Consider the following 19,277-nt stretch of genomic DNA (forward strand, 5'->3'; position numbering starts at 1 on the left):
CTATGCCGTCTCGCAGCAAAAGCGCAAGCTGATCGAGCAAGGCTTTGGATGGGTCAAGACGGTCGGACGCATGCGCCAGGTGATGGTGCGCGGATTGAAGCGAGTCGATCAGATGTTCGTCCTGAGCATGGCCGCCTACAACCTCGTGCGCATGCGTTCGCTGGGACAAATCCGTCCGCAGTTGCGGTAATCGGGGAAATGAAGCCGCAAACTGGTGCCCAGCAGCCGAAAAACTCGATTCAGCGGTGCGCGGCTTGCGGATTGTGAAACCAGACAGTACTCACCTGCACAGGCGAAAAGCATACCGCTTGTGCGGGGAGTACTTCAGCAGCCTGCTAGGATTGGCGATCAAGCCGATTAATGATTTGCTAGATGCAAAATTTTATGGGTGGGGGTCTACTTTTGCTTCTTACATAGCTGCCATCATGGCTTACCAGCTGGCGAAATCATCTGCAGGGACAAATTTGGAAAAAGCCGCGGAAGGGATTTTCGATACTGTCATTGGACTAGCGCTGGCGCCGTCCAATGACGCGATCATCACATGGAGAGCTCGCGAAGATCTCAGGAAATGAGGCAGTCGATAGCGGTGCAGCGTGCAAAGCATTTTGATTCGGAACGACTACCCAACTTCTAATCGACTTGTAGTCGGAACAGAAATCGACGCAACTTATGTCCGCCGCTCCTCAGGGACGACGGACTAAGCTGACACGTTCAAATCTCCCGCACATCCAAGGAGCGCGCCTCTGGCGTAAAGAAACGCCCAACCACAAGCTCCGTTTCCTCAAGCGCAGGATTGATTTCCGAGGTAGCGAAGATGACCTGATAATCAACTTCGTATTGCTGGCATTCGGCAACGATGATTTCTTGAAGCCGATGGCTGCGTTCTTTCTCCATCCCGCCGTCATCAATCCCGTCGAGCAACAGAAATCGTGGAAGCCGCATGTATGGCCTGGTCGTGCTTACTGTGAGCAGCGCCAGGTGAAAAATGTGCCGGAGCACGACCGCGGAGCTTTCTGAGAAGTGCCTCGACCCATTCACATAAACGGCGTTGTCGACGAAATCAAAGTGTGACGAATGCGCGCTCACGAATTCCGGTTGTAGTGGCAGGTCCAACTTGAGCAGCCGCACCATCGCCGCGTTCACTGCATCCGCCACCTCTTGCTTTCTCAGAGCCTGCTTCTGCTCGAGAACCTGAATGGCTTCCGTTAGTCGCTTGCCCTCTGCAGTCAGTGCATCGCGCCGTGTCTGCAGTTCCGCAATTATCGCAGCCAACTTCTGTTGTTCGTATGCTTGACGCACTTCTTCATCAAGCGCACCAAGCTTCCGCGCTGCTACTTCAACCGCAATCTCCAGTTCGCTCGACCACGAGGTGGTCGCAGCAGAATAGTCCTGTTCGAGCGTTCGGATTCGCTGCGACAAATGGGGAATCTCCATGCGCAAGCCCTCTACCTCGGTAGCGCGCGCTTCACTTAGCATGCGAGATTCTCTGAGCTGGACGTTTAGCTCGTTTCGCATTCTCAGTAATTGCGTGTCACCACGTTCGTCACCGAGGGAATCCGGCAAAAAAGACCCGGCTCTGAGCACCCCGGAGCTCCAAGGCTAGGGGAGGCAGAGGCGTTTAGCCCGATATGTTTCCGCAGCCTGACGCTTCCGGCTACCCCCCATCGGGGTAGCCGGCACCAGTTTCAGCAAAGTCAATGGTAGACCTGCGGTAATCTCCTCGCGATACGCAAGCCGAAAGTGGCATCTGAAGGGCCGCTATCCCATAAGCGCGCGCGCTGTCTGGCCTTGGCTGCGTCGCAGGCCGCACGTCACCGGCAAGTGCTGGCGGCATGCGAGGGGCCTTGCCTCACCTACTCGGTACTCACAGGCTGGCAAGCCAAGCACGGCGTCCCGCCAGTGGACGCAGCGATGCGCCGGCTGCGATTGCTGGGCCTGGAGGGGAAACGGCCGCACTTCTGGCTGTACCGCGGCGCCGATGGTCGCTTTGTCGCGCGCCTGTGTCAGAGCCGATTGCAGGCGCTCGGCGCCGCGCCTACGCCCGCCATAGCTGCCCTGCGCAAGGCAGCGCTAGATTACTGCGGCGTTATGGCCGCCTGCCCTGATTGACGCTGCGGCACCGGCACGCCGAAGACGGGGATGGTGCCTCTACAAATTCAGTTGAAATTTAGCTACAGATTCAGTTGAGTGAGCGGTTTCAGCGAATGGAGTTTCGCCCCACAACATGCATCAGTATCGATAACAAACATTATCGATACTGATGCATTTCTGTGGCAAACTACACAGCAGCAAATTGCGTCTCTCTCTCATGCCTCGCTCGCGACCCGCCACCGCTCCGCTGCCGCTCGATCCCTCCGCATCCTGGCCCCGCGCCGATGCGCTCGCGGCCCTGCGTGCCTGGTACGAAGGCACGCCGTCGCGCGCGGCCGTCGCCCGCTTCTGGCCGGACGCGCTGACGCCGGGCCGCTCCGCACGAGGCGTGATCGGTGCCCTCCGGCGGCAGATGGCCGAGGCCGCCCGACTACGCCAGCGCGAAGACCTGGCCGCCCTCTTCACCTGTCCTGCGGAGGGCCGGACCGCCCATGCGGCAGCGGTCGTCCGGGCCCTGGAGACCCTGCGCCAATTACCAGCTGCCCTTCCGCAGATCACGGACCCCGTCGAGGCCTGGCTGCCGGCGCGCGCCGCGGCGGCGCTGCAGGCGCACGGGCTGAAAACGCTGGCCGACCTGACCGTGCGGATCCCGCGCCGCCAGCGTTGGTGGCTCACCATCGACGGGCTTGGCGAGCGCAGTGCCCGCGCCATTGAAGCGTTCTTCGCCACGCATCCGCAACTGACCGACCGGGCGCGCGCTTTGATCTCCCGTAGCCCAATGGCTGCGTCGGTTCCACAAATCGTGCCGTGGGAACGCATCGAACTGCCGCAGGCGGTGGACGGCTCGCACGGCGCGTTCCGCGCGCCGCGTCCCATGTGCGCACTGACGGCCGACAATGACTACGACGCCATCAATGCCTGGCTCGGCCTGCACGAGACGCCCACCACCACCCGGGCCTATCGCAAGGAGGCCGAGCGGTTGCTGCTCTGGGCGATCCTGGAGCGCGGCAAGCCGCTCTCGTCGCTGACCGCCGAAGATGCCACGGCCTACCGCGCCTTCCTGCGCGCACCGACTGCCCGCTGGGTGGGCCCGGCACGTCCGCGGCCGTCGCCCGAATGGCGGCCTTTTGCTGGCGCCCTGGCACCCCGCTCCATCGCCTATGCCCTGGGTGTCATCGCCGCACTGTTTCGTTGGCTGATTGCCCAGCGCTACGTGCTCGCCAACCCGTTTGCAGGGCTCAAGGTGCGGGGCGCCCAGCGCGCCGCGGATCTCGACACGTCAAGGGCCTTCACGGAAGGGGAATGGGCGCTCGTGCGTACTCTTGCGGATGGCCTGGAGTGGTCGCACGGTTGGACGCCGGATGCCGCGACACGGCTGCGCTTTCTGCTGGATTTCGGGTATGCGACGGGCCTGCGGGCGGCTGAGCTGGTCGGGGTGACCCTTGGCGGTATCGAGATTGGGCCGCGTGGCGAGCGCTGGCTCCACCTGGTCGGCAAAGGCGAGCGCCGGGGCAAGGTCGCGCTACCCTCCATGGCCAGCCGGGCGCTGGACCAGTATCTGGTCTCGCGCGGTCTGCCTGTCACGCCCGCGAAGTGGGACCACAACAGCCCCATCCTGGCGCACCTGGAGAATGGATCACCGATTACTACGCCGCGACTGCGGGCCGTGCTGCGGCGCTTCCTTACCTTCGCTGCCAATGAGATCGAGTCGGACCACCCTCCACTGGCGGACAAACTCCGGCGCGCGACACCTCACTGGCTGCGTCACACGCATGCGACGCATGCGCTGGCCCAGGGGGCATCGCTGACCACAGTGCGAGACAACCTGCGGCACGCGTCCATCACGACGACCTCTCGTTATCTGCACGACGACGATGTGCAACGCACCGATCAACTCGAAAAAGTTTTTGCCCGGCGATAGCAGGGTATTCCGCGCAGCGCCGCAACGAATGTCATTTTCGCCTCTCGACTTGCCGCGATATGGGTGTCATCTACTTCGCCGCTTTATTCGCTGACAATCGCCAGCTTAGCATTCTCTTCGCGCTGCGCGTCTATAACGCGGCAACCGGAACGCCATAGCACTCTAGGATGCGCCTCCCGGCGTCCATACCCGGCACAGGGTGATGTCTATCTTGGGGGCAAGACGCCTTCTGCATGCGATGCGCCCGTTAATGTGCAACATACGTGACATTTTGCCGAGGGAAAATTTGGTGTATTAACCGGACTAGGATTGTAGGTTATTGATTCTAATCCTTCGATGCAACAAGCTCACACGTCGACCGGTGCGGGAATGAGTGAGCACCCGACGTTGGCCGTGCTTTGATAACAGCAAACGAGAACAGGGGGAAAACGGAGCCTTTATTTGTGACGGGGAGCGGCGGCCAAGGCGGATGATTCCGATCGCAAGAAGCATGTACGAATTGGAAATCCTTGGAGGCCCAAGGGGCTCTAATATTTTAGGTGCAAAAACATACAATTCACTCGCGCGACATCTTCGATGTCCTGCACTGCTATGCCATGTTTGGTCTCCAACCCGACTTTAGATTGCTTTGTGCGCTACTTGCCGGGCACAATCGGCCACCCACGAACTTCTCTTTCAGAGACAAAGGGACCTGGCGGAAAGCTGTGACGAATTCATGGGGATGACGAACGAAGAGGTAAGCCTTGGCACCTTCACCTCTGTTCAAAAACGCCTGCAGAACGCATTGCCTGCGGCTCTCCACGGGCACACCGGAAATTCCTCATCTCCTTTGTAAGGGCCGAGCCGGATTGGTCGCTGATGCCGGTCTTTCCTCATCTAAAGGACTTGCTCGCCATTCGCTGACAGCTCCAGAAACTCACGAAGCTGCGAGACGCTGAGGACGATCGATTTGCCGAGCAAGAGAGGTTGCTTCGCGACCGCTTCGACGCCATCGGCGCGGCAGCCTAAAAAGGGCGAGCCTGCCTCGTCTCCAAATGGCTCACTCGAAGGAATTTGGGACGGGTGACGGCCCGCCTCGGACATCATTCAAAACGGTGCGGCCAGCGTCAGCCGGACGCCTTGCTGCAGCCCGCCCATGCCGAACATCACGTTGTAGTCCATGCCGAACGTCACCGTCCGCGTTCGCAGCTTGCCACCCAGCCAGACCTGAACGCGGTCGCGGCCGAACGGCGTGCCGTTGACGGTATAGACGCGGCCGGCGCCCAGCAGATCGGCATAGGCCAGGTTGGCCGCGCTCTGGCCCTCGAAGTCGTGCTGATATTCAACACGCGTAAACGGCAGCAAGGTGCCCCATCGGGTGGGCTGGGTGTACTCGCTGCGCAGGCCCACGGTACCCGATACGCTGTTCACCGTTTGGCCGAAGTACGCCAGCGCCCCCATGCCGGCGCCCTCTTCGCTGTACGGGTCCAGCGTGCTGCGGGCAGCCAGCATGCGTCCATAGGGTGAAATCAGCCAGCGGGTGTCGCGGTACTCGTAGCCCGAGGTGAGCGAGGCGAACCACTGGTGCCCGTCGCGCTTGCCTGCGGCAAAGGCCGCTTCGTCGGTGACCCAACGGCGCGAATCGAAGCGCAGCGCGCCATAGCCGGCCACGCCGTCGACGAAGTAGGACGGCGTGGGACGATAGCTGCCATACAGCGCCACGCTGAAGGCGTCGGCGCTGCTGTGGGTGCCAAAGCTACCGATATCGGTGCCATCATGACCATATCCTAGGCCCGCCCCCAACGTCAGTTGATCCGACACGCGATAGTCCGCGCCCGCCGTGACGCCGCCGGTGTTGAACCTGAAACCCGAGCGCTGCGCGCCAGCGTTAGCGAAACCGAAATCGACGGTGCCGGCCGTCCAGAATGCGACGCGGGGATCGTCGGCCGAGTCGCCGCCAACCGCCCCTGGAGAGCCGGGGAGCTCTGGTAAGCGGAGCGCCGGAATGGTAGCCGGATGACCAGCCGTTCCCTCGCTGGCCTGCCGTGCGCCTGCCGGTACGTCCGGCTGGCCGCCCGCTGCCGCCACCGGTTGAAGCGGTCCTCTTTGGGCGGTGCCCCCCGCCAATGCCATGCGTTCACCGTCGGCCCCACGTGAGACCGCAGCGCCGCGCAGGCAATCGTCACGGGCGACGAGGCCCTCGACGCCCTGGCATGTACGCGAGTCCGCGCCGTCCATGCGCGGCAGCGCGACGTTCATCGTATTGCGAAACGCCGGGCGGCCCCCGCTATGCAGTTGCTCCAGGCGCTGGTTGTAGTTGCTGATCTGCGCGGTGGCAAAGCGGCGTGCCGCCTGGATTTGCGCATTGATCAAACCCGAGACATCGGGGTCCGTCGACGGGTCGCGCCGCTCGGCCACTGTGATCGTCAAGATCGCCGGCGCCGATGTGGCCACGGCGTTGCTGATCGTATACGTGACGACAGCGGTGCCGGCAAACGCGGCAGCCGGCGTGAACGTGACGACGTAGTCCCCGCCCGACGATGCCGGGCCCATCTGGCTGGCGGATAACATGGGCTTCCGCGCGGCACGCTGGCTCACTGTTGCCTCGCCCGCATTCGCTGGCACCACCGACACCACGCTGACACCCGTGAACGGGGTGCCCTTGATATTGCTGCAGTTTGCCGGGATAGCGACCCCGCGTATTCATGCGGGTTTCCGGGCAACCGCCAACACGATAGTCATGTAAATCAATGGGTTACTGACTCAAGATTTTGAATGTCGGAAGTGCCATATGAGGCATGTACTAGGCGGCTCATTGCGTCTCAGTCTTCTTGCCGTTAATCTCGGCGGTCCGTCTACCGCTTGGGAGAAAGCGCGATGGATCACTGGCAACTGGCGTATCTCGGCATGCGACAGATGCCGCGCGAGCTCAGCGAGTTCGAGCTCGCCACTTTCTTCACTTTCTCTCCCAAGGAGCGCGCCCTGATCGACGCACGGCGCAGCTATCCGTACCGGCTGGCCTGCGCCGTCCATATCGGCTTTGTCCGTATGACCGGCCGCACTCTTGACGCCTCCAAGCAGGTTCCGAAATTTCTCTGGGCATATGTTGGCGCCCAACTCGGCATCACGCCACCGGATATGGGCACGCTGAGCGCCCTGTATGACGGGCGGACCGACACGCTGGTGGACCATCAGATGCTCGCCTATCAGGCGCTTGGTTTCCGCCCGATGGCTGAGCATCAGCGACGCTACGTGACGCGTTGGCTCAAAGAGCGCTTAGCGGGACAACCTAGTCGCAGTGACATGCTGCACGAACTGAAGCGGTGGCTGTACGAGCATCGTGTTCTGATCCCGCATGACCGTGCGCTGAAACGCCTCATTAGTCAGGCCGTGGAGGTTTCCGAGGCGGCATTGACCGACGCGTTGGTGCTCGCCTATGGCGAGGCATCGCTTGATTCTTGGGGGGCCTTGCTACCTCGCCCGGAAGGCAGTCAAGCAAGTCTGCAGCAATGGCTGTGGGCGGTTCCATTGCGCAGCTCCACGCATCAAATGGGGGAGCTGTTTGACAAGATCGAGCGGCTGTACAAGTTGGGCATCCAACGTCGCTGGCCGGCGGTCTGCAACGAGGCGGTCGTACGGCACTACGCGAGACGTTGCGCCAATCGACCGGCCTCGGTCAGCAAACGCGTGGTGCAACAATCCCGCCGCCTGGAAACCGCTTGCTTTTTGCGCTATGCCTTGTGTGCCGCCACGGACCAGATGTCGTCCATGCTGCGCCACTGGATTCGCAAATCCGTCAACGACGCAGGACGGCTCATCGACGCTGGCCGACCGGATCCAGACATCCAGCTGCGAGAATTTGCGGCAGCCGTCAAAGGGCTCATCGCCGATGACACGCTCACGCGAGAAACGCTCTGCCAACAATTGGATGCGTTGGCCGACGCCGCAACGAGCCAGCATCACCTGCGAAGCCGTGCCAGCATGATCCGTGAGCAGCTGCTGTCTCGGCATAGGCTTGCGAGAGCCATGCTGGGCAGGCTGGTCCAGCTGCCATTCGCCACGCAGTCCGCCCATCCAGTGATAGAGGCAATGGAGATCTTGCGCAGTCTCTATGCGCGGAAGGCCAATTGGCTACCAAATCGGGTTGCCGTGCGCTTCGGGCGAGTCTGGCAGCCAGTATTGGAGGGGCAGGACCGTAAGCGAGCACTGGCCGCCTTCGAATGGGGAACGCTGTTTGCCCTGCGGGTGGCGCTACGCAATGGCTCGGTATTCCTGGATCACAGCTTCGCCTTCCGCAGCCAAGCAACCATGCTGATATCCGGCCAGGATTGGCAGGCGCGGCGCAACCACTTCTATGGCCATCTCAAACTGCCGCAGGACGCAAGAGCATTTTTGGATCCGGTGGTCGCGCACCTCAATGCGGGGCTCGCCCGGCTGCGAGATGCCGCCGTGCGGGGCGAGTTAAGGATCGATAGCGCCATCCATGTTGATCCACTCAAGGCGAAGCGGCCCGAAGCTTCGGTCGAGGCCCTGCGGCGCGCGCTGTTTGACAGGCACCCAGACGGACAACTGCCCGAAATTCTTCTGGAGATCGACAGCCACACGCATTTCAGTTGGCTTCTGCTGGGGCGAGAACCGTATTCTCGCAGCGAGTTGCTCATGATCTATGCCGCGGTGCTCGCGCACGGGACCTCAATGTCTGCGGCGGACCTCGCTCGCATGGTGCCGGAACTGTCACCAAGCGCGATTCGTCAGATGATGCATCGTATTGCGGACGAGCGGAAACTGCGTAAAGCCGCTGATTCAGTGCTTGCCTTCATGCATCAGCATCCCATCGCCCGACATTGGGGGCGCGCCGAGTTGGCGTCTTCCGACATGATGTCCCTGGAGACGACGCGCTCGGTCTGGCAAGCGCGGGCTGACCCGCGTCGGCGTACCGCGTCGATTGGGATGTACACCCATGTCCGCGACCGGTGGGGCATCTTCTACGACCAGCCAATCCTCCTGAATGAGAGACAAGCCGGCGCCGCCATCGAGGGCGTGATTCGTCAGAATGGCGGGGAAGACGTGACGCAGCTCGCCGTTGATACCCACGGCTACACCGACTTCGCCATGAGTCTGTCACGGCTGCTCGGCTTCGATCTCTGCCCGCGACTCTCTCATCTGCGTGATCGCCGGCTGCATGTACCCAAAGGCCATGCAGTTCCGCCAGAACTGGCCGCAGTAGCGGACGCCGATGTCCGTCTGGTATTGATCGAACTTGCCTGGGATGAACTGGTCAGGATTGCGGCATCGGTCCAGACCGGCCAATGCACGGCGGTGCAGGCGTTGACACGTTTTGGCGCGGCGGCAAGGGGGCAACACGTGTATGAGGCGGGGGTGCACCTGGGACGGCTATTCCGTACGATTTTCCTCGTCGACTATTTCACGAACACCGCGTTCCGCCAGGAGATGCAGCATGCCTTGAATCGCGGCGAGGCTGTGCACACCGTCCAGCGGGCCATCCACTACGGAAAAATCCCCTTGGAACTGGCTCGGCATGATGCGTCGCTGGCAGCGGTCTCGTCTTCGTTGACGCTGTTGACCAATGCCGTGATGGCCTGGAACACGCTGCACATGCAGCAGGCTCTGGAGGCGATAGAGGCCATCGGCGGCGAATCCATGCGCGCCGAAGACCTGCGCCAGATTGCGCCGACTCGTCTGGAAGGCATCAACTTGCGTGGTACTTTCGATTTCCCGATTGATCGCTACGCGCACCGGCTACTGCCGAACGCAACAAGCGTGCGGACCATACCGCCGACGTGGCGTACGGCATGAGCCGCAGAGCTTTGAGCCGTCCACCCAGCGAGGTTTTTCCGAATGCCGATTGCTAGCCTCAGATGCGAAAGGCATCGCTGCGAAAGAACGATACGAGGCGAGTCCCTATGAGCAACGATGATGAGTACCGGCCTGTCAGGCTGCTTCTTCTGCCGTGTCTTGGTCGGAGCGGCACCTGTACCGAACCGAGGAAACCGATCCCCTCCTCACGGCAGGATCGTTGCGCACCATCCACAACGAGACGCCTCCACAGGATTGTCTGCGTCCCAAGCACTCCGTTCGTCCCACGGTACGCGGCTGGCGCGATAAAGGCTTCGATCTCCCGCTCATGCTACACATGGCACACCGACAGACCCCCAAACTAAAAAGACCGTCGCTATGCATCAAAGCTTCGTATTGCGTAATCGCAGAGCATTCGCGACCACTGAAGCAGAGCTCAGGCTCATCGCCAGCGCGGCAATCATGGGGGACAGCAACATTCCGGTGGAAGCATACAACGCGCCGGCAGCTAGAGGAACACCGAAGGCGTTGTAGATAAACGCAAAACCGAGGTTCTGCTTCATATTTCGAATCGTGCTTTCGGACAACTGTCGAGCCCGAGCGATGCCCCGCAAATCCCCTTTTACAAGGGTAATCTGAGCGCTGTTCATGGCGACATCTGTGCCGGTTCCCATTGCAATGCCGACATCGGCCTTCGCGAGTGCCGGCGCATCGTTGATGCCGTCTCCTGCCATCGCCACAACCTTCCCTTCCGATTGCAGTTCCGTGACGAGCGCCAACTTGTCCGCTGGTTTAACTTCTCCAAAAATTTCGCCAATGCCGAGCTTCGCGGCGACCGCTCGGGCAGTTGCCACACCGTCGCCGGTCGCCATGACAACATGAATGCCATCGTCCCTGAGACTCGCGAGGGCCTCAGATGTCGTAGGCTTCACTGGATCTGACACGGCGACAATTCCCGCAAGGGTCCCGTCCACAGCCAAGTGCATAACACTGGCGCCCTGGGCGCGCAGCGCGTCAGCGTCTCCCGTCAGCGCGGCGATGGACACGCTCTCTTCTTGCATTAAAGTCGTGTTGCCCAGGGCAAGCTTGCGGCCGGCAACCATTCCACGCACGCCGATGCCAGTCCCCGACTCAAAGCCTTCAGCCTTTTCGATCGCAAGGCCGCGCTCTCTCGCGGCAGCGACAATGGCAGTCGCAAGAGGGTGCTCGCTACCCTGGTCGAGGCTTGCCGCTAGCCTGAGCACCTCGTTTTCGCTAAATCCATCTAGTCCGATCGCGCGGTCGAATGCTGGCCGACCTTCAGTTAGCGTGCCGGTTTTGTCGACAATCAGCGTGTCAACTTTCCGAAGGTTTTCGATAGCAGCGGCGTCCCGGAACAAGACGCCATTCGATGCGCCTTTTCCGCTCGCAACCATGATCGACATCGGCGTGGCCAGACCCAATGCGCAAGGACACGCGATAATGAGGACGGATACTGCGTTGATGAGGCCAAACACCCAGCCAGGCTCGGGCCCGAAGAGCCCCCAGACGAATAGTGTCAGCAACGCAATACCAATGACGGCCAGTACAAACACGCCGGATACCTGATCGGCCATGCGCTGCATGGGTGCGCGGGACCGCTGCGCCTGAGCCACCATCTGGACAATTTGCGACAGGACAGTCTGCGAACCCACCTTCTCGGATTTGATGACGAGACTGCCCGTGGTGTTCATCGTGGCACCGATGACGTGGTCACCAACCCGTTTGGTCACCGGAATTGGCTCCCCGGTAATCATCGACTCGTCCAGGGAACTCGAACCTTCGGTGACCACGCCGTCGACAGGCACTTTTTCTCCCGGACGAACTCGCAGCATATCTCCCACGTGTACGTGCGTCAGGGGAACATCCTCCTCCATGCCATCCGGTCTGATGCGGCGCGCGGTCTTGGGTGCCAGGCCCAGCAAGGACTTGATAGCCGCCGATGTCTGGCTACGCGCCTTGAGCTCGAGAAGCTGTCCCATTAGCGTGAGGGAAATGATGACCGCTGCGGCCTCGAAATAGACACCAACTCGCCCGTGCTCGCTGAAGGCATCCGGAAACGCGCCGGGCATGACGGTAGCGATAACGCTGTAGATGTATGCGGCACCGGTGCCCAGTCCGATGAGCGTCCACATGTTCGGACTGCGATTGATGAATGAGCGGGCGCAGCGTTCAAAAAACGGCAGGCCGGCCCACAGCACCACAGGGGTCGCCAACGCCAACTCGACCCAACTCTGTGTAGTGGCATCCATCCAACCCAGCCTGTGGCCGAACATCGCCAAAATGAACGCAACGACCGTAAGAGGCAACGTCCCCCAGAAGCGGCGACGAAAGTCGGTGAGCTCGGGGTTTTCCTCGTCGTCCAGCCCGGGCATCAGCGGCTCGAGGGTCATGCCGCACTTGGGGCAGTTGCCCGGATGATCCCACCGGATTTCGGGATGCATCGGGCAGGTATATATGGTGCCCGCTGGCGCTGGCACACCCTCTGCTCGCGCAGCGGTTTGGACAAACTTCCCCGGTTCGGCTTGAAACTTGGACTCGCACGAAGCACTGCAGAAATAGTATGTCGCGCCTGCAAGCTCCAGATGAAATTCTGAGTCGGCTGTCACGGCCATACCGCATACTGGGTCTTTTAGCGCGGCCGGCCCGGCAGTTTCGGAGGGATGATGGGCGGTCCGGTGACCATCCCTGCTAGGAGAATGGTCGTGCAAATGACCGCCCGCATCGTGAGAACAGCCGTTGTGGTTGTCTTCTCCGGCATGTGAAGCGGCTGCCTTATTACGGTCCATTCAGCGTGCTCCTCAAGATCCATGGATGGGCGACCAACCTAAACCGAAGGTCTTGGAAAGGAGACTATCGTCGCCGGCATAGGCTCCTACGTGAAAGACTGTCGCTGCGGTGAATCATCCCTCGGGAGACAGTACGCCTAAAAACGCTACCACCGTAACAACAAACAAGCCAATCGCAAGTTCGGCAAGCAGGCTTCTACGTAGTGCATCTGCCGCGACCGACGCGGTTGGGGAGTCCACTTCCGCAGCGAGCCTTGGCACTAACCGATATCGGTTCATGGTAGCCATGCCCACCATGACCACGAAGAACGCGAGCTTCGTCGACAGGAAAATGCCATAGGGCGTGACAGCTACTGCCATCGACGGCACCCCGGCAATGAGCCAATAATTTGCCACACCGGTGACGACGAGGGTCACAACTATTATGCTTCCCAATTTGGCGAAGTCGTTCCCTGTCCGCGCTAATAGCCTTAACGGCACGGTACCAGCCCGAGCTGACCGTGCGAGCATCACAAACGCTACCAACGCGCCCACCCACCCTCCAGCAGCCAGAAGGTGTGCCACATCGACCAGCAGGTGTATGACGCGGAGATTGCCGTCATCCATTGCGCCGTGGCCCGCCCACGCCAAGGTGGACAATGCCACTGCGCCAGTAAGTGCCAAGGCGGAAACCTGCATGACCGGCCACCTCCGCAGAGCGATCGCACCGGCGATATAGAGGCTCAATGCGACCAGGCGAGCAACCCAGGCGATACCAAAGTCCGTGCCCGCGATCATCATCTCGAAGACGTGAGCGCTCAGCTCCGAATACGCGGTGGCACCTGTCATGGATTTCGCCATGACCGCCATGCCGACCAGTGATAAACAAATGCCCGCAACACAGGCCACAACAGACCATCTGATATACCGGCAGGCGACTTCCGAACGCAACTCATTTCGGCGCAATGAGTAGCCCGCGAAGAGCGGCAGGCCGAACACCAACATCAAGTCCAGATACAGGAGGAGCCGCACCAGGATACTTTGCCATTCGACCTGCATGGGCTCATTTCACTTTAAAGTTCACAACGCCGTTGACCGGGTGCGTATCCGACGAAACCGCGCGCCACTCCACACGGTAGCTACCCGCGACGAGCGGGATTTTGGGCATAATGACCATTGTCTTCGGGTCGTCCGCACCCGAAACCGAAGCGGCAACCTTCATGGGCGCGTGATCACTCATGCCCGGCATGCCTGTCATGACAAGGCTCGCGCCGGAGAATTGCTTGGTTAGATTCTCGGAGAATTGAAGTTCGATTTTCTGCGGCGCCGGTCCTTCCGTGCCATCGGCCGGCGTCGAACTGACCAGCTTGGGATGGGCAAATGCGGCGGCGCTGGCAAGAAGCGTCGCAACCGCGAGGAGGGGCTTTGCTGCTGACATGATGGACTTCACTGGACTTCCTTTGAAGTTGGGGGCTGAATTATTAGAACCAGACACGTACACCAGCGACGAAACGGGTCTCACCGCTACGTCCGCCTGATGAACGGACCATATCGGCAGTGTTGCCGAATGTTTGATAACGCTCCACGCCGATATAGGGCGCGAACTGACGGCTGAACTCGTACCGTAACCGGAGGCCGACGGCGCCATTCGAGAGCCCGCTGCCGACGCCGGTAGCAGGATCGTTCTTTCCATACACGTTGGCTTCAATACGCGGCTGCAGGATAAGGCGTTGGGTAATGAGCAACTCATACTCGGCGGACAGTCTCAGGGCGGTGCGACCTTCCGTTCCGACGTAACCGGTAGCATCGACTTCGAACCAGTAGGGAGCGAGACCTTGTACGCCAAAGGCGAGCCAATTGCGCGCGGGACGTCCGTAACCTGCATCGTTGCGAAAGCCGAGTTGGGTGTCCCAGTAAGTGGCAATGGCATGGCCCCACAGTAGTTCGGTGCGAGCGTCATGAACCTTGCCTTTCTCGGCCTCCCCCTCGGCCTTGATCACGAACTTGTTGTACGTGCTACCGAACCAGGCCTGAGCTTCATACGAGGCGGCATTGCTGTCGCTACCATGCGACCATTCGAGTCGATCCACCAGGATCGACGCGAAGGTGTGCTCGTCTGCCATATGAAGCTGACGATGCGGGCCTAGCGCGTATTGCCCGACGCCTAGTTGATACCCACCCGAATAGGCATCTGGGTCCCGGGCGTCAGGCGGCGCCTTGCCCCCTTGCATATTCATGTCGCCATGATCCATCGACATGGGTGCGGTTGAACCTTCCTCCATTGTCTGGATTTGGTCTCCATCCATGGTCTGCATGTCATCGCCCCCCATGCTTTGCATGCCGCCATGATCCATGCCTTCCATGGCGGCCGACGGCGAGCTCTCCGCCTTCGGCGTGGCCGGCGCTCCGGCAGCGTCGTGCGAGGAACCGTGGTCCTCATGGGAGTGTTGCGCCCAGGCGGGCGCCATGCCAGTAGCGATCAGGAGCGCAACGAGAAGAGATGACCTGTATGTGTGCACGCGGGAATTCCCTTTGATATGAGACATCACGCCACCACCACTTCTCGGAACATTCCCGCATCCATATGCAGCATGAGGTGGCAATGCCACGCCCAGCGGCCGAGCGCATCGGCGGTCACGAGAAAACTGATGCGCTGCGCCGGCTGAACGGGAATCGTATGCCGTCTTGCCTGGAAGGAGCCGTCCGGCGCCTCGAGTTCACTCCACATCCCGTGCAGATGCATGGGGTGCGTCATCATCGTGTCGTTGTGTAAGATGACCCGCAGGCGCTCGCCATACTTGAAGGACACCGGCGTAGATTTTCCAAACTCCACACCGTCGAACGACCAGCTATAGCGTTCCATATTGCCCGTCAGATGCAGTTCCACTTCGCGTCCCGGCCCGCGCGCATCCATGGGACCTCCGATGGTGTGCTGGTCGGAGAGTGTCAAGACACGGCGACCGTTATCGCGCAGGCCGATTCCCGGATCATCTAGATTCGTGCGTGCCATGTCGACGCGCATGTCAGTGCTGGCTCCATATTCCGTGCGGGCATGCCGTGCCTTGGTGCTCGGAACCCTAAGGGGATCCATTCCAGCCATGTTGTGCATGCCAGACGAAGCGCTTTGCCTATGGTCCATTGCCATGCCGCCGTGTTGGCTATGGTCCATCTGCATGGCGCTATGGTCCATGCCGGCCATTCCAGCGTGTCCCATGGCGCTGTGGTCCATGCCGGCCATTGCACCGTGCCCCATGGAGCCGTGGTCCATGCTCCCCATCATGTCGGCCATGGTGAGCCATTTCACTGGGTCGAGAGCAGGCACGGGTGCGGCGACTCCGTCGCGGGATGCCAGTGTGCCGCGGGCAAAGCCTGTCCGATCCATCGACTGCGCGAAGATCGTGTGCGCCTCCTCTGTAGGCTCCACCAGGACGTCGCAGGTTTCTCCCGGCCCGAATCGGAATTCATCGACCGTAACGGGATCAATGTTCTGCCCATCGACTTGGACAACCTTGAGCTTGAGCCCGGGTATGCGGACGTCATAGAACGTGTTGCCTGCTCCATTGACAAAGCGCAAGCGGACCTTCTCGCCTGGATGAAATAGCCCTGTCCAGTTGCCGGAAGGTGTGACGCCGTTCATCAGATAGGTGAGCGTCGCTGCAGACAGATCGGCCAGATCTGTGGGATTCATCCGCATCTGATTCCACATTTTCCGCTTGTCCAGCGCCGCCTTAATACCTTCGTTCGAGACGTCGCGGAAGAAGTCGACCGCCGTGGGTTGGTTGTAGTTGTAGTAGTCGCTTTGAACCTTAAGTTTGGAGAGAACCCGCATTGGATCCTCATCCGTCCAGTCCGAGAGCAGGACAGAGTAATCCCGGTCTGCGCGTACGGGGTCCGTATCACCTTCGATGATCAGGGCGCCATAGACGCCAGTCATCTCCTGGAATCCCGAGTGCGAGTGATACCAATAGCTACCGGTCTGTTCCACCTTAAAACGGTAGGTGAAGGTCTCGCCCGGCGCGATACCGTTGAAGCTGATGCCCGGGACCCCATCCATTTGGAACGGCAGGACGATACCGTGCCAGTGGATCGAGGTCGGTTCGCGCAGGCGGTTCGTGACGCGGATCGTGACGGTGTCACCTTTGCGCCAGCGCAGTGTGGGCCCTGGCAGCGTCCCATTGATCGTTTGCGCGACCCCTGGTTTGCCGGTGAAGTTCACCGCCGCATCTTCGATGACAAGGTCGAATTCGGTTCCGCGCAGCACAGGAGCCGTACCAATCCCCGCACGCCTGGGAGAGTTGGATTGAGCCCATCCGCCCGTCGACAGTCCGCCAAGAGCTCCCAGCACCCCGCCTGCTGCCAGCCCTTGGACGAAACGGCGTCGGGAAAGGCCCATGTGCTCGGGCAGGACAATGTCCGAAGACAGTTTCGATCGCATTAGTGCTTCCTTAGACACTTCATTCGCTCCAGTGGAATGGAGCAACGAACACAGGTTAGGGAAAGCGGACTAACCTTGGAATTACCCAAAAATTACATTCCCGTAAGGTCGCTGTAATGTACGAGCCTCGGCATACACTGGCGGTCTTACTGCGGCTATGCCGGCATCCACTGGGGTTTTAATGAAGTTGTTAGTCGTTGAGGACGAACTTAAGACGGGGGAATACCTGCGTCAGGGCCTGACCGAGGCCGGCTTCGTGGTGGATCTCGTGCGAAACGGCCAGGATGGGTTGCACATGGCCATGTCGGAGGTGTACGACCTTCTCATTTTGGACGTCATGCTGCCCGATCTGGATGGTTGGAAGATACTCCAGCGCGTGCGGGCAACCGAGAATGCAGTACCTGTGTTGTTCCTCACGGCGCGAGACAGTGTTGCTGATCGGGTCAAGGGGCTTGAATTAGGTGCAGACGACTACCTGGTGAAGCCCTTTGCGTTTTCCGAGTTGCTAGCGCGTGTGAGGACGCTACTTCGGCGCGGCGCAGGCGGCCTGCCCGCCGATCGCATACAGATTGGTGACCTCATCCTTGATCTGCCACGCAGGAGAGCCACCCGGAGCGGGCGCAAGATCGTTCTGACGAGCAAGGAATTCTCCCTGTTAGAGTTGTTTGCGCGTCGGCGTGGAGAGGTGCTTCCTCGCTCCCTGATTGCCTCCCAGATCTGGGACATGAACTTTGATAGTGATAGCAACGTGATTGACGTTGCAATTCGTCGCCTTCGCGCCAAGATCGACGACGGTTTCGAACCGAAGCTAATCCAGACGGTACGCGGGATGGGGTATGTCCTCGAAGTGCCGGAGGGCGACGAATGAAGCGACGCCTATCTTTGACTGTGCGGCTGACTCTGTTGTTTTCGTTTTCGTCAGCGGTCGTATTGTCCGGTCTGGGCGTCCTCATTTGGCTGGCGATGGACAGGCACTTCGCAAATGAAGACTATGTGGTTCTTGGCGACAGTGTTCGGCTCATCCAGAAGATCACCAAGGAATCGCCCTCGGCCAACGTTCGTGCGCAGTTGGAACAGATGCTGGAGCACCACCCTGGTTTTGTGGCACGGGTCCAGATCGAAAGCGGTGGGACTCTGTACCAAACCAAGGGCTTCGACTTCGCTCTTGCTCTTGATGCAGTCCGCACACTCGGAAAGAGTGACGACAACCTGCTTTGGCGGCAGGATGGGCGTGTCTATCGCGGCATGCAAGCGCTAGCGACCATGCCGGGTGATGACGGAAAGCTCCGCATACTGGTGGGAATGGATACTGACATCCATGCCCATTTCATGGACGCATTTCGCCGGTCCTTGGCGTTCTATATCACCCTCGCCGTCATGGCCAGCGGCCTGTTCGGATGGTGGGCCGCGCGGCGCGGCTTGGCCCCGTTGCACACCATGGCAGCCCGAGCCAGTGGAGTGACTTCGCACAAGCTGGATGCGCGCATGCCCGTCGAGACCGTGCCGGTGGAGATGGCTGATCTGGCCGTCACCCTCAATGCAATGCTGGGGCGCCTGCAAGAGGATTTTCGGCGGCTTACAGAATTTTCCTCTGATATCGCACACGAATTACGCACGCCGCTCACCAATCTGATGACGCAGACCCAGGTCGCGCTCTCCCAGCCAAGGAATACTGAAAAGTATCGGGAAGTGCTGGCCTCCAACGCCGAAGAACTTCAGCGTCTTTGCCGCATGGTGTCGGACATGCTTTATCTCGCGAAGATGGAACACGGTCTGACGCTCCCCAACGAGGAAGCCATCACTATCAGCGAAGAGGTCAAAGCGTTGTTCGAGTTCTACGATGCCTTGGCCGATGACAAGGGAATCTGCCTTTCCGTGCAGGGCGAAGCTCACATTCGCGGCGACCGACTGATGCTGCGCAGAGCATTGAGCAACTTATTGTCCAATGCGTTGCGGTATACGCCCCACGGGAAGGCGATCGTAGTTACCGCCTCGGAAGACGATGGCAATGCGACTCTCGTCGTGGAGAACCAAGGTCCGGGAATCGATCCCGAACTTTTGCCGTCTCTCTTCGATCGGTTCTTTCGCGCTGACAAGTCGCGGAATCGTGTTGACGCCGAGGGGGTTGGGCTCGGCTTGTCGATCACCAAGGCCATCTTGACCGCCCACGGCGGCACAATTCTCGTTCAGTCCCACGGTGGCCACACACGATTTGTCATGACCTTCCCCCACGTTGCGAAATGAGAAA

General features: G+C 60.3%; 13 protein-coding genes. 6 read left to right on the forward strand and 7 right to left on the reverse strand.

Annotated elements, in window-relative coordinates; all coding sequences use genetic code 11:
• Window positions 1-190 (forward strand): transposase (locus tag BLQ58_RS21025; protein WP_175459962.1); only part of this gene is annotated, 190 nt, incomplete at its 5' end.
• A 151-nt stretch (window positions 191-341) separates the two neighbouring features.
• On the forward strand, window positions 342-572 hold the full coding sequence (locus BLQ58_RS28900) for a hypothetical protein (protein ID WP_139186145.1): 231 nt from the start codon (window positions 342-344) through the stop codon (window positions 570-572).
• A gap of 139 nt (window positions 573-711) precedes the next feature.
• Here the strand turns inward: BLQ58_RS28900 and BLQ58_RS29530 are convergent, their stop codons facing one another.
• Window positions 712-1,434 carry a hypothetical protein gene (locus tag BLQ58_RS29530; RefSeq protein WP_254776037.1) on the reverse strand — a complete coding sequence of 241 codons (723 nt, stop codon included), beginning with the start codon at window positions 1,432-1,434 and terminating at the stop codon, window positions 712-714.
• A gap of 874 nt (window positions 1,435-2,308) precedes the next feature.
• On the opposite strand from BLQ58_RS29530, the gene BLQ58_RS21040 reads away from it, so the two are divergent.
• The gene (locus BLQ58_RS21040) at window positions 2,309-4,012 is read left to right on the forward strand and encodes a phage integrase family protein (protein WP_049815847.1); all 1,704 of its coding nucleotides are present in this window, start codon (window positions 2,309-2,311) and stop codon (window positions 4,010-4,012) included.
• 1,086 nt (window positions 4,013-5,098) lie between these two features.
• Here the strand turns inward: BLQ58_RS21040 and BLQ58_RS21050 are convergent.
• Window positions 5,099-6,589 carry an autotransporter domain-containing protein gene (locus BLQ58_RS21050; RefSeq protein WP_254776038.1) on the reverse strand — a complete coding sequence of 497 codons (1,491 nt, stop codon included), beginning with the start codon at window positions 6,587-6,589 and terminating at the stop codon, window positions 5,099-5,101.
• Window positions 6,590-6,868: 279 nt separating this feature from the next.
• On the opposite strand from BLQ58_RS21050, the gene BLQ58_RS21055 reads away from it, so the two are divergent.
• Window positions 6,869-9,808, forward strand: coding sequence for a Tn3 family transposase (locus BLQ58_RS21055; RefSeq protein ID WP_029050952.1), 2,940 nt, complete (start codon window positions 6,869-6,871; stop codon window positions 9,806-9,808).
• 383 nt (window positions 9,809-10,191) lie between these two features.
• Here BLQ58_RS21055 and BLQ58_RS21060 read toward each other — a convergent pair whose 3' ends face one another.
• The 5 genes from BLQ58_RS21060 to BLQ58_RS21080 all read right to left on the reverse strand — a co-directional run bounded on the left by BLQ58_RS21060 (window position 10,192) and on the right by BLQ58_RS21080 (window position 17,029).
• Window positions 10,192-12,615, reverse strand: a complete 2,424-nt coding sequence (locus tag BLQ58_RS21060) for a heavy metal translocating P-type ATPase (protein WP_092601795.1) — start codon at window positions 12,613-12,615, stop codon at window positions 10,192-10,194.
• 114 nt (window positions 12,616-12,729) lie between these two features.
• Window positions 12,730-13,653: a copper homeostasis membrane protein CopD gene (gene copD / locus BLQ58_RS21065; RefSeq protein WP_029050950.1), complete on the reverse strand. Its 924-nt coding sequence runs from the start codon at window positions 13,651-13,653 to the stop codon at window positions 12,730-12,732.
• Window positions 13,654-13,657: 4 nt separating this feature from the next.
• Window positions 13,658-14,032 carry a copper homeostasis periplasmic binding protein CopC gene (gene copC, locus BLQ58_RS21070; RefSeq protein ID WP_029050949.1) on the reverse strand — a complete coding sequence of 125 codons (375 nt, stop codon included), beginning with the start codon at window positions 14,030-14,032 and terminating at the stop codon, window positions 13,658-13,660.
• A gap of 43 nt (window positions 14,033-14,075) precedes the next feature.
• Entirely contained in the window at window positions 14,076-15,140 is a 1,065-nt protein-coding gene (locus tag BLQ58_RS21075; protein ID WP_049815845.1) for a copper resistance protein B, read from the reverse strand.
• Window positions 15,140-17,029, reverse strand: a complete 1,890-nt coding sequence (locus BLQ58_RS21080) for a copper resistance system multicopper oxidase (RefSeq protein ID WP_029050947.1) — start codon at window positions 17,027-17,029, stop codon at window positions 15,140-15,142. Before BLQ58_RS21080 ends, BLQ58_RS21075 begins: the two co-directional genes overlap by 1 nt.
• A gap of 181 nt (window positions 17,030-17,210) precedes the next feature.
• Between BLQ58_RS21080 and BLQ58_RS21085 the strand changes: the two genes are divergently transcribed.
• On the forward strand, window positions 17,211-17,897 hold the full coding sequence (locus BLQ58_RS21085) for a heavy metal response regulator transcription factor (protein WP_029050946.1): 687 nt from the start codon (window positions 17,211-17,213) through the stop codon (window positions 17,895-17,897).
• Entirely contained in the window at window positions 17,894-19,273 is a 1,380-nt protein-coding gene (locus BLQ58_RS21090; protein ID WP_029050945.1) for a heavy metal sensor histidine kinase, read from the forward strand. The genes BLQ58_RS21085 and BLQ58_RS21090 overlap by 4 nt, the downstream gene beginning before the upstream one ends.
• Window positions 19,274-19,277: the final 4 nt, after the last annotated feature.

Source organism: Ralstonia sp. 25mfcol4.1 (genome assembly GCF_900104095.1).
In the GTDB taxonomy this organism is placed as follows: Bacteria; Pseudomonadota; Gammaproteobacteria; order Burkholderiales; family Burkholderiaceae; genus Cupriavidus.

What these genes read in the sequence shown, in the direction of transcription:
- BLQ58_RS21090 (WP_029050945.1), top strand. Translation starts at nt 17,894, where the DNA reads ATGAAGCGACGCCTATCTTTGACTGTGCGGCTGACTCTGTTGTTTTCG.
- BLQ58_RS21075 (WP_049815845.1), bottom strand. Translation starts at nt 15,140, where the DNA reads ATGTCTCATATCAAAGGGAATTCCCGCGTGCACACATACAGGTCATCT.
- copD (WP_029050950.1), bottom strand. Translation starts at nt 13,653, where the DNA reads ATGCAGGTCGAATGGCAAAGTATCCTGGTGCGGCTCCTCCTGTATCTG.
- BLQ58_RS21085 (WP_029050946.1), top strand. Translation starts at nt 17,211, where the DNA reads ATGAAGTTGTTAGTCGTTGAGGACGAACTTAAGACGGGGGAATACCTG.
- BLQ58_RS21040 (WP_049815847.1), top strand. Translation starts at nt 2,309, where the DNA reads ATGCCTCGCTCGCGACCCGCCACCGCTCCGCTGCCGCTCGATCCCTCC.
- copC (WP_029050949.1), bottom strand. Translation starts at nt 14,032, where the DNA reads ATGTCAGCAGCAAAGCCCCTCCTCGCGGTTGCGACGCTTCTTGCCAGC.
- BLQ58_RS29530 (WP_254776037.1), bottom strand. Translation starts at nt 1,434, where the DNA reads ATGGAGATTCCCCATTTGTCGCAGCGAATCCGAACGCTCGAACAGGAC.
- BLQ58_RS21080 (WP_029050947.1), bottom strand. Translation starts at nt 17,029, where the DNA reads ATGCGATCGAAACTGTCTTCGGACATTGTCCTGCCCGAGCACATGGGC.
- BLQ58_RS21060 (WP_092601795.1), bottom strand. Translation starts at nt 12,615, where the DNA reads ATGGACCGTAATAAGGCAGCCGCTTCACATGCCGGAGAAGACAACCAC.
- BLQ58_RS21055 (WP_029050952.1), top strand. Translation starts at nt 6,869, where the DNA reads ATGGATCACTGGCAACTGGCGTATCTCGGCATGCGACAGATGCCGCGC.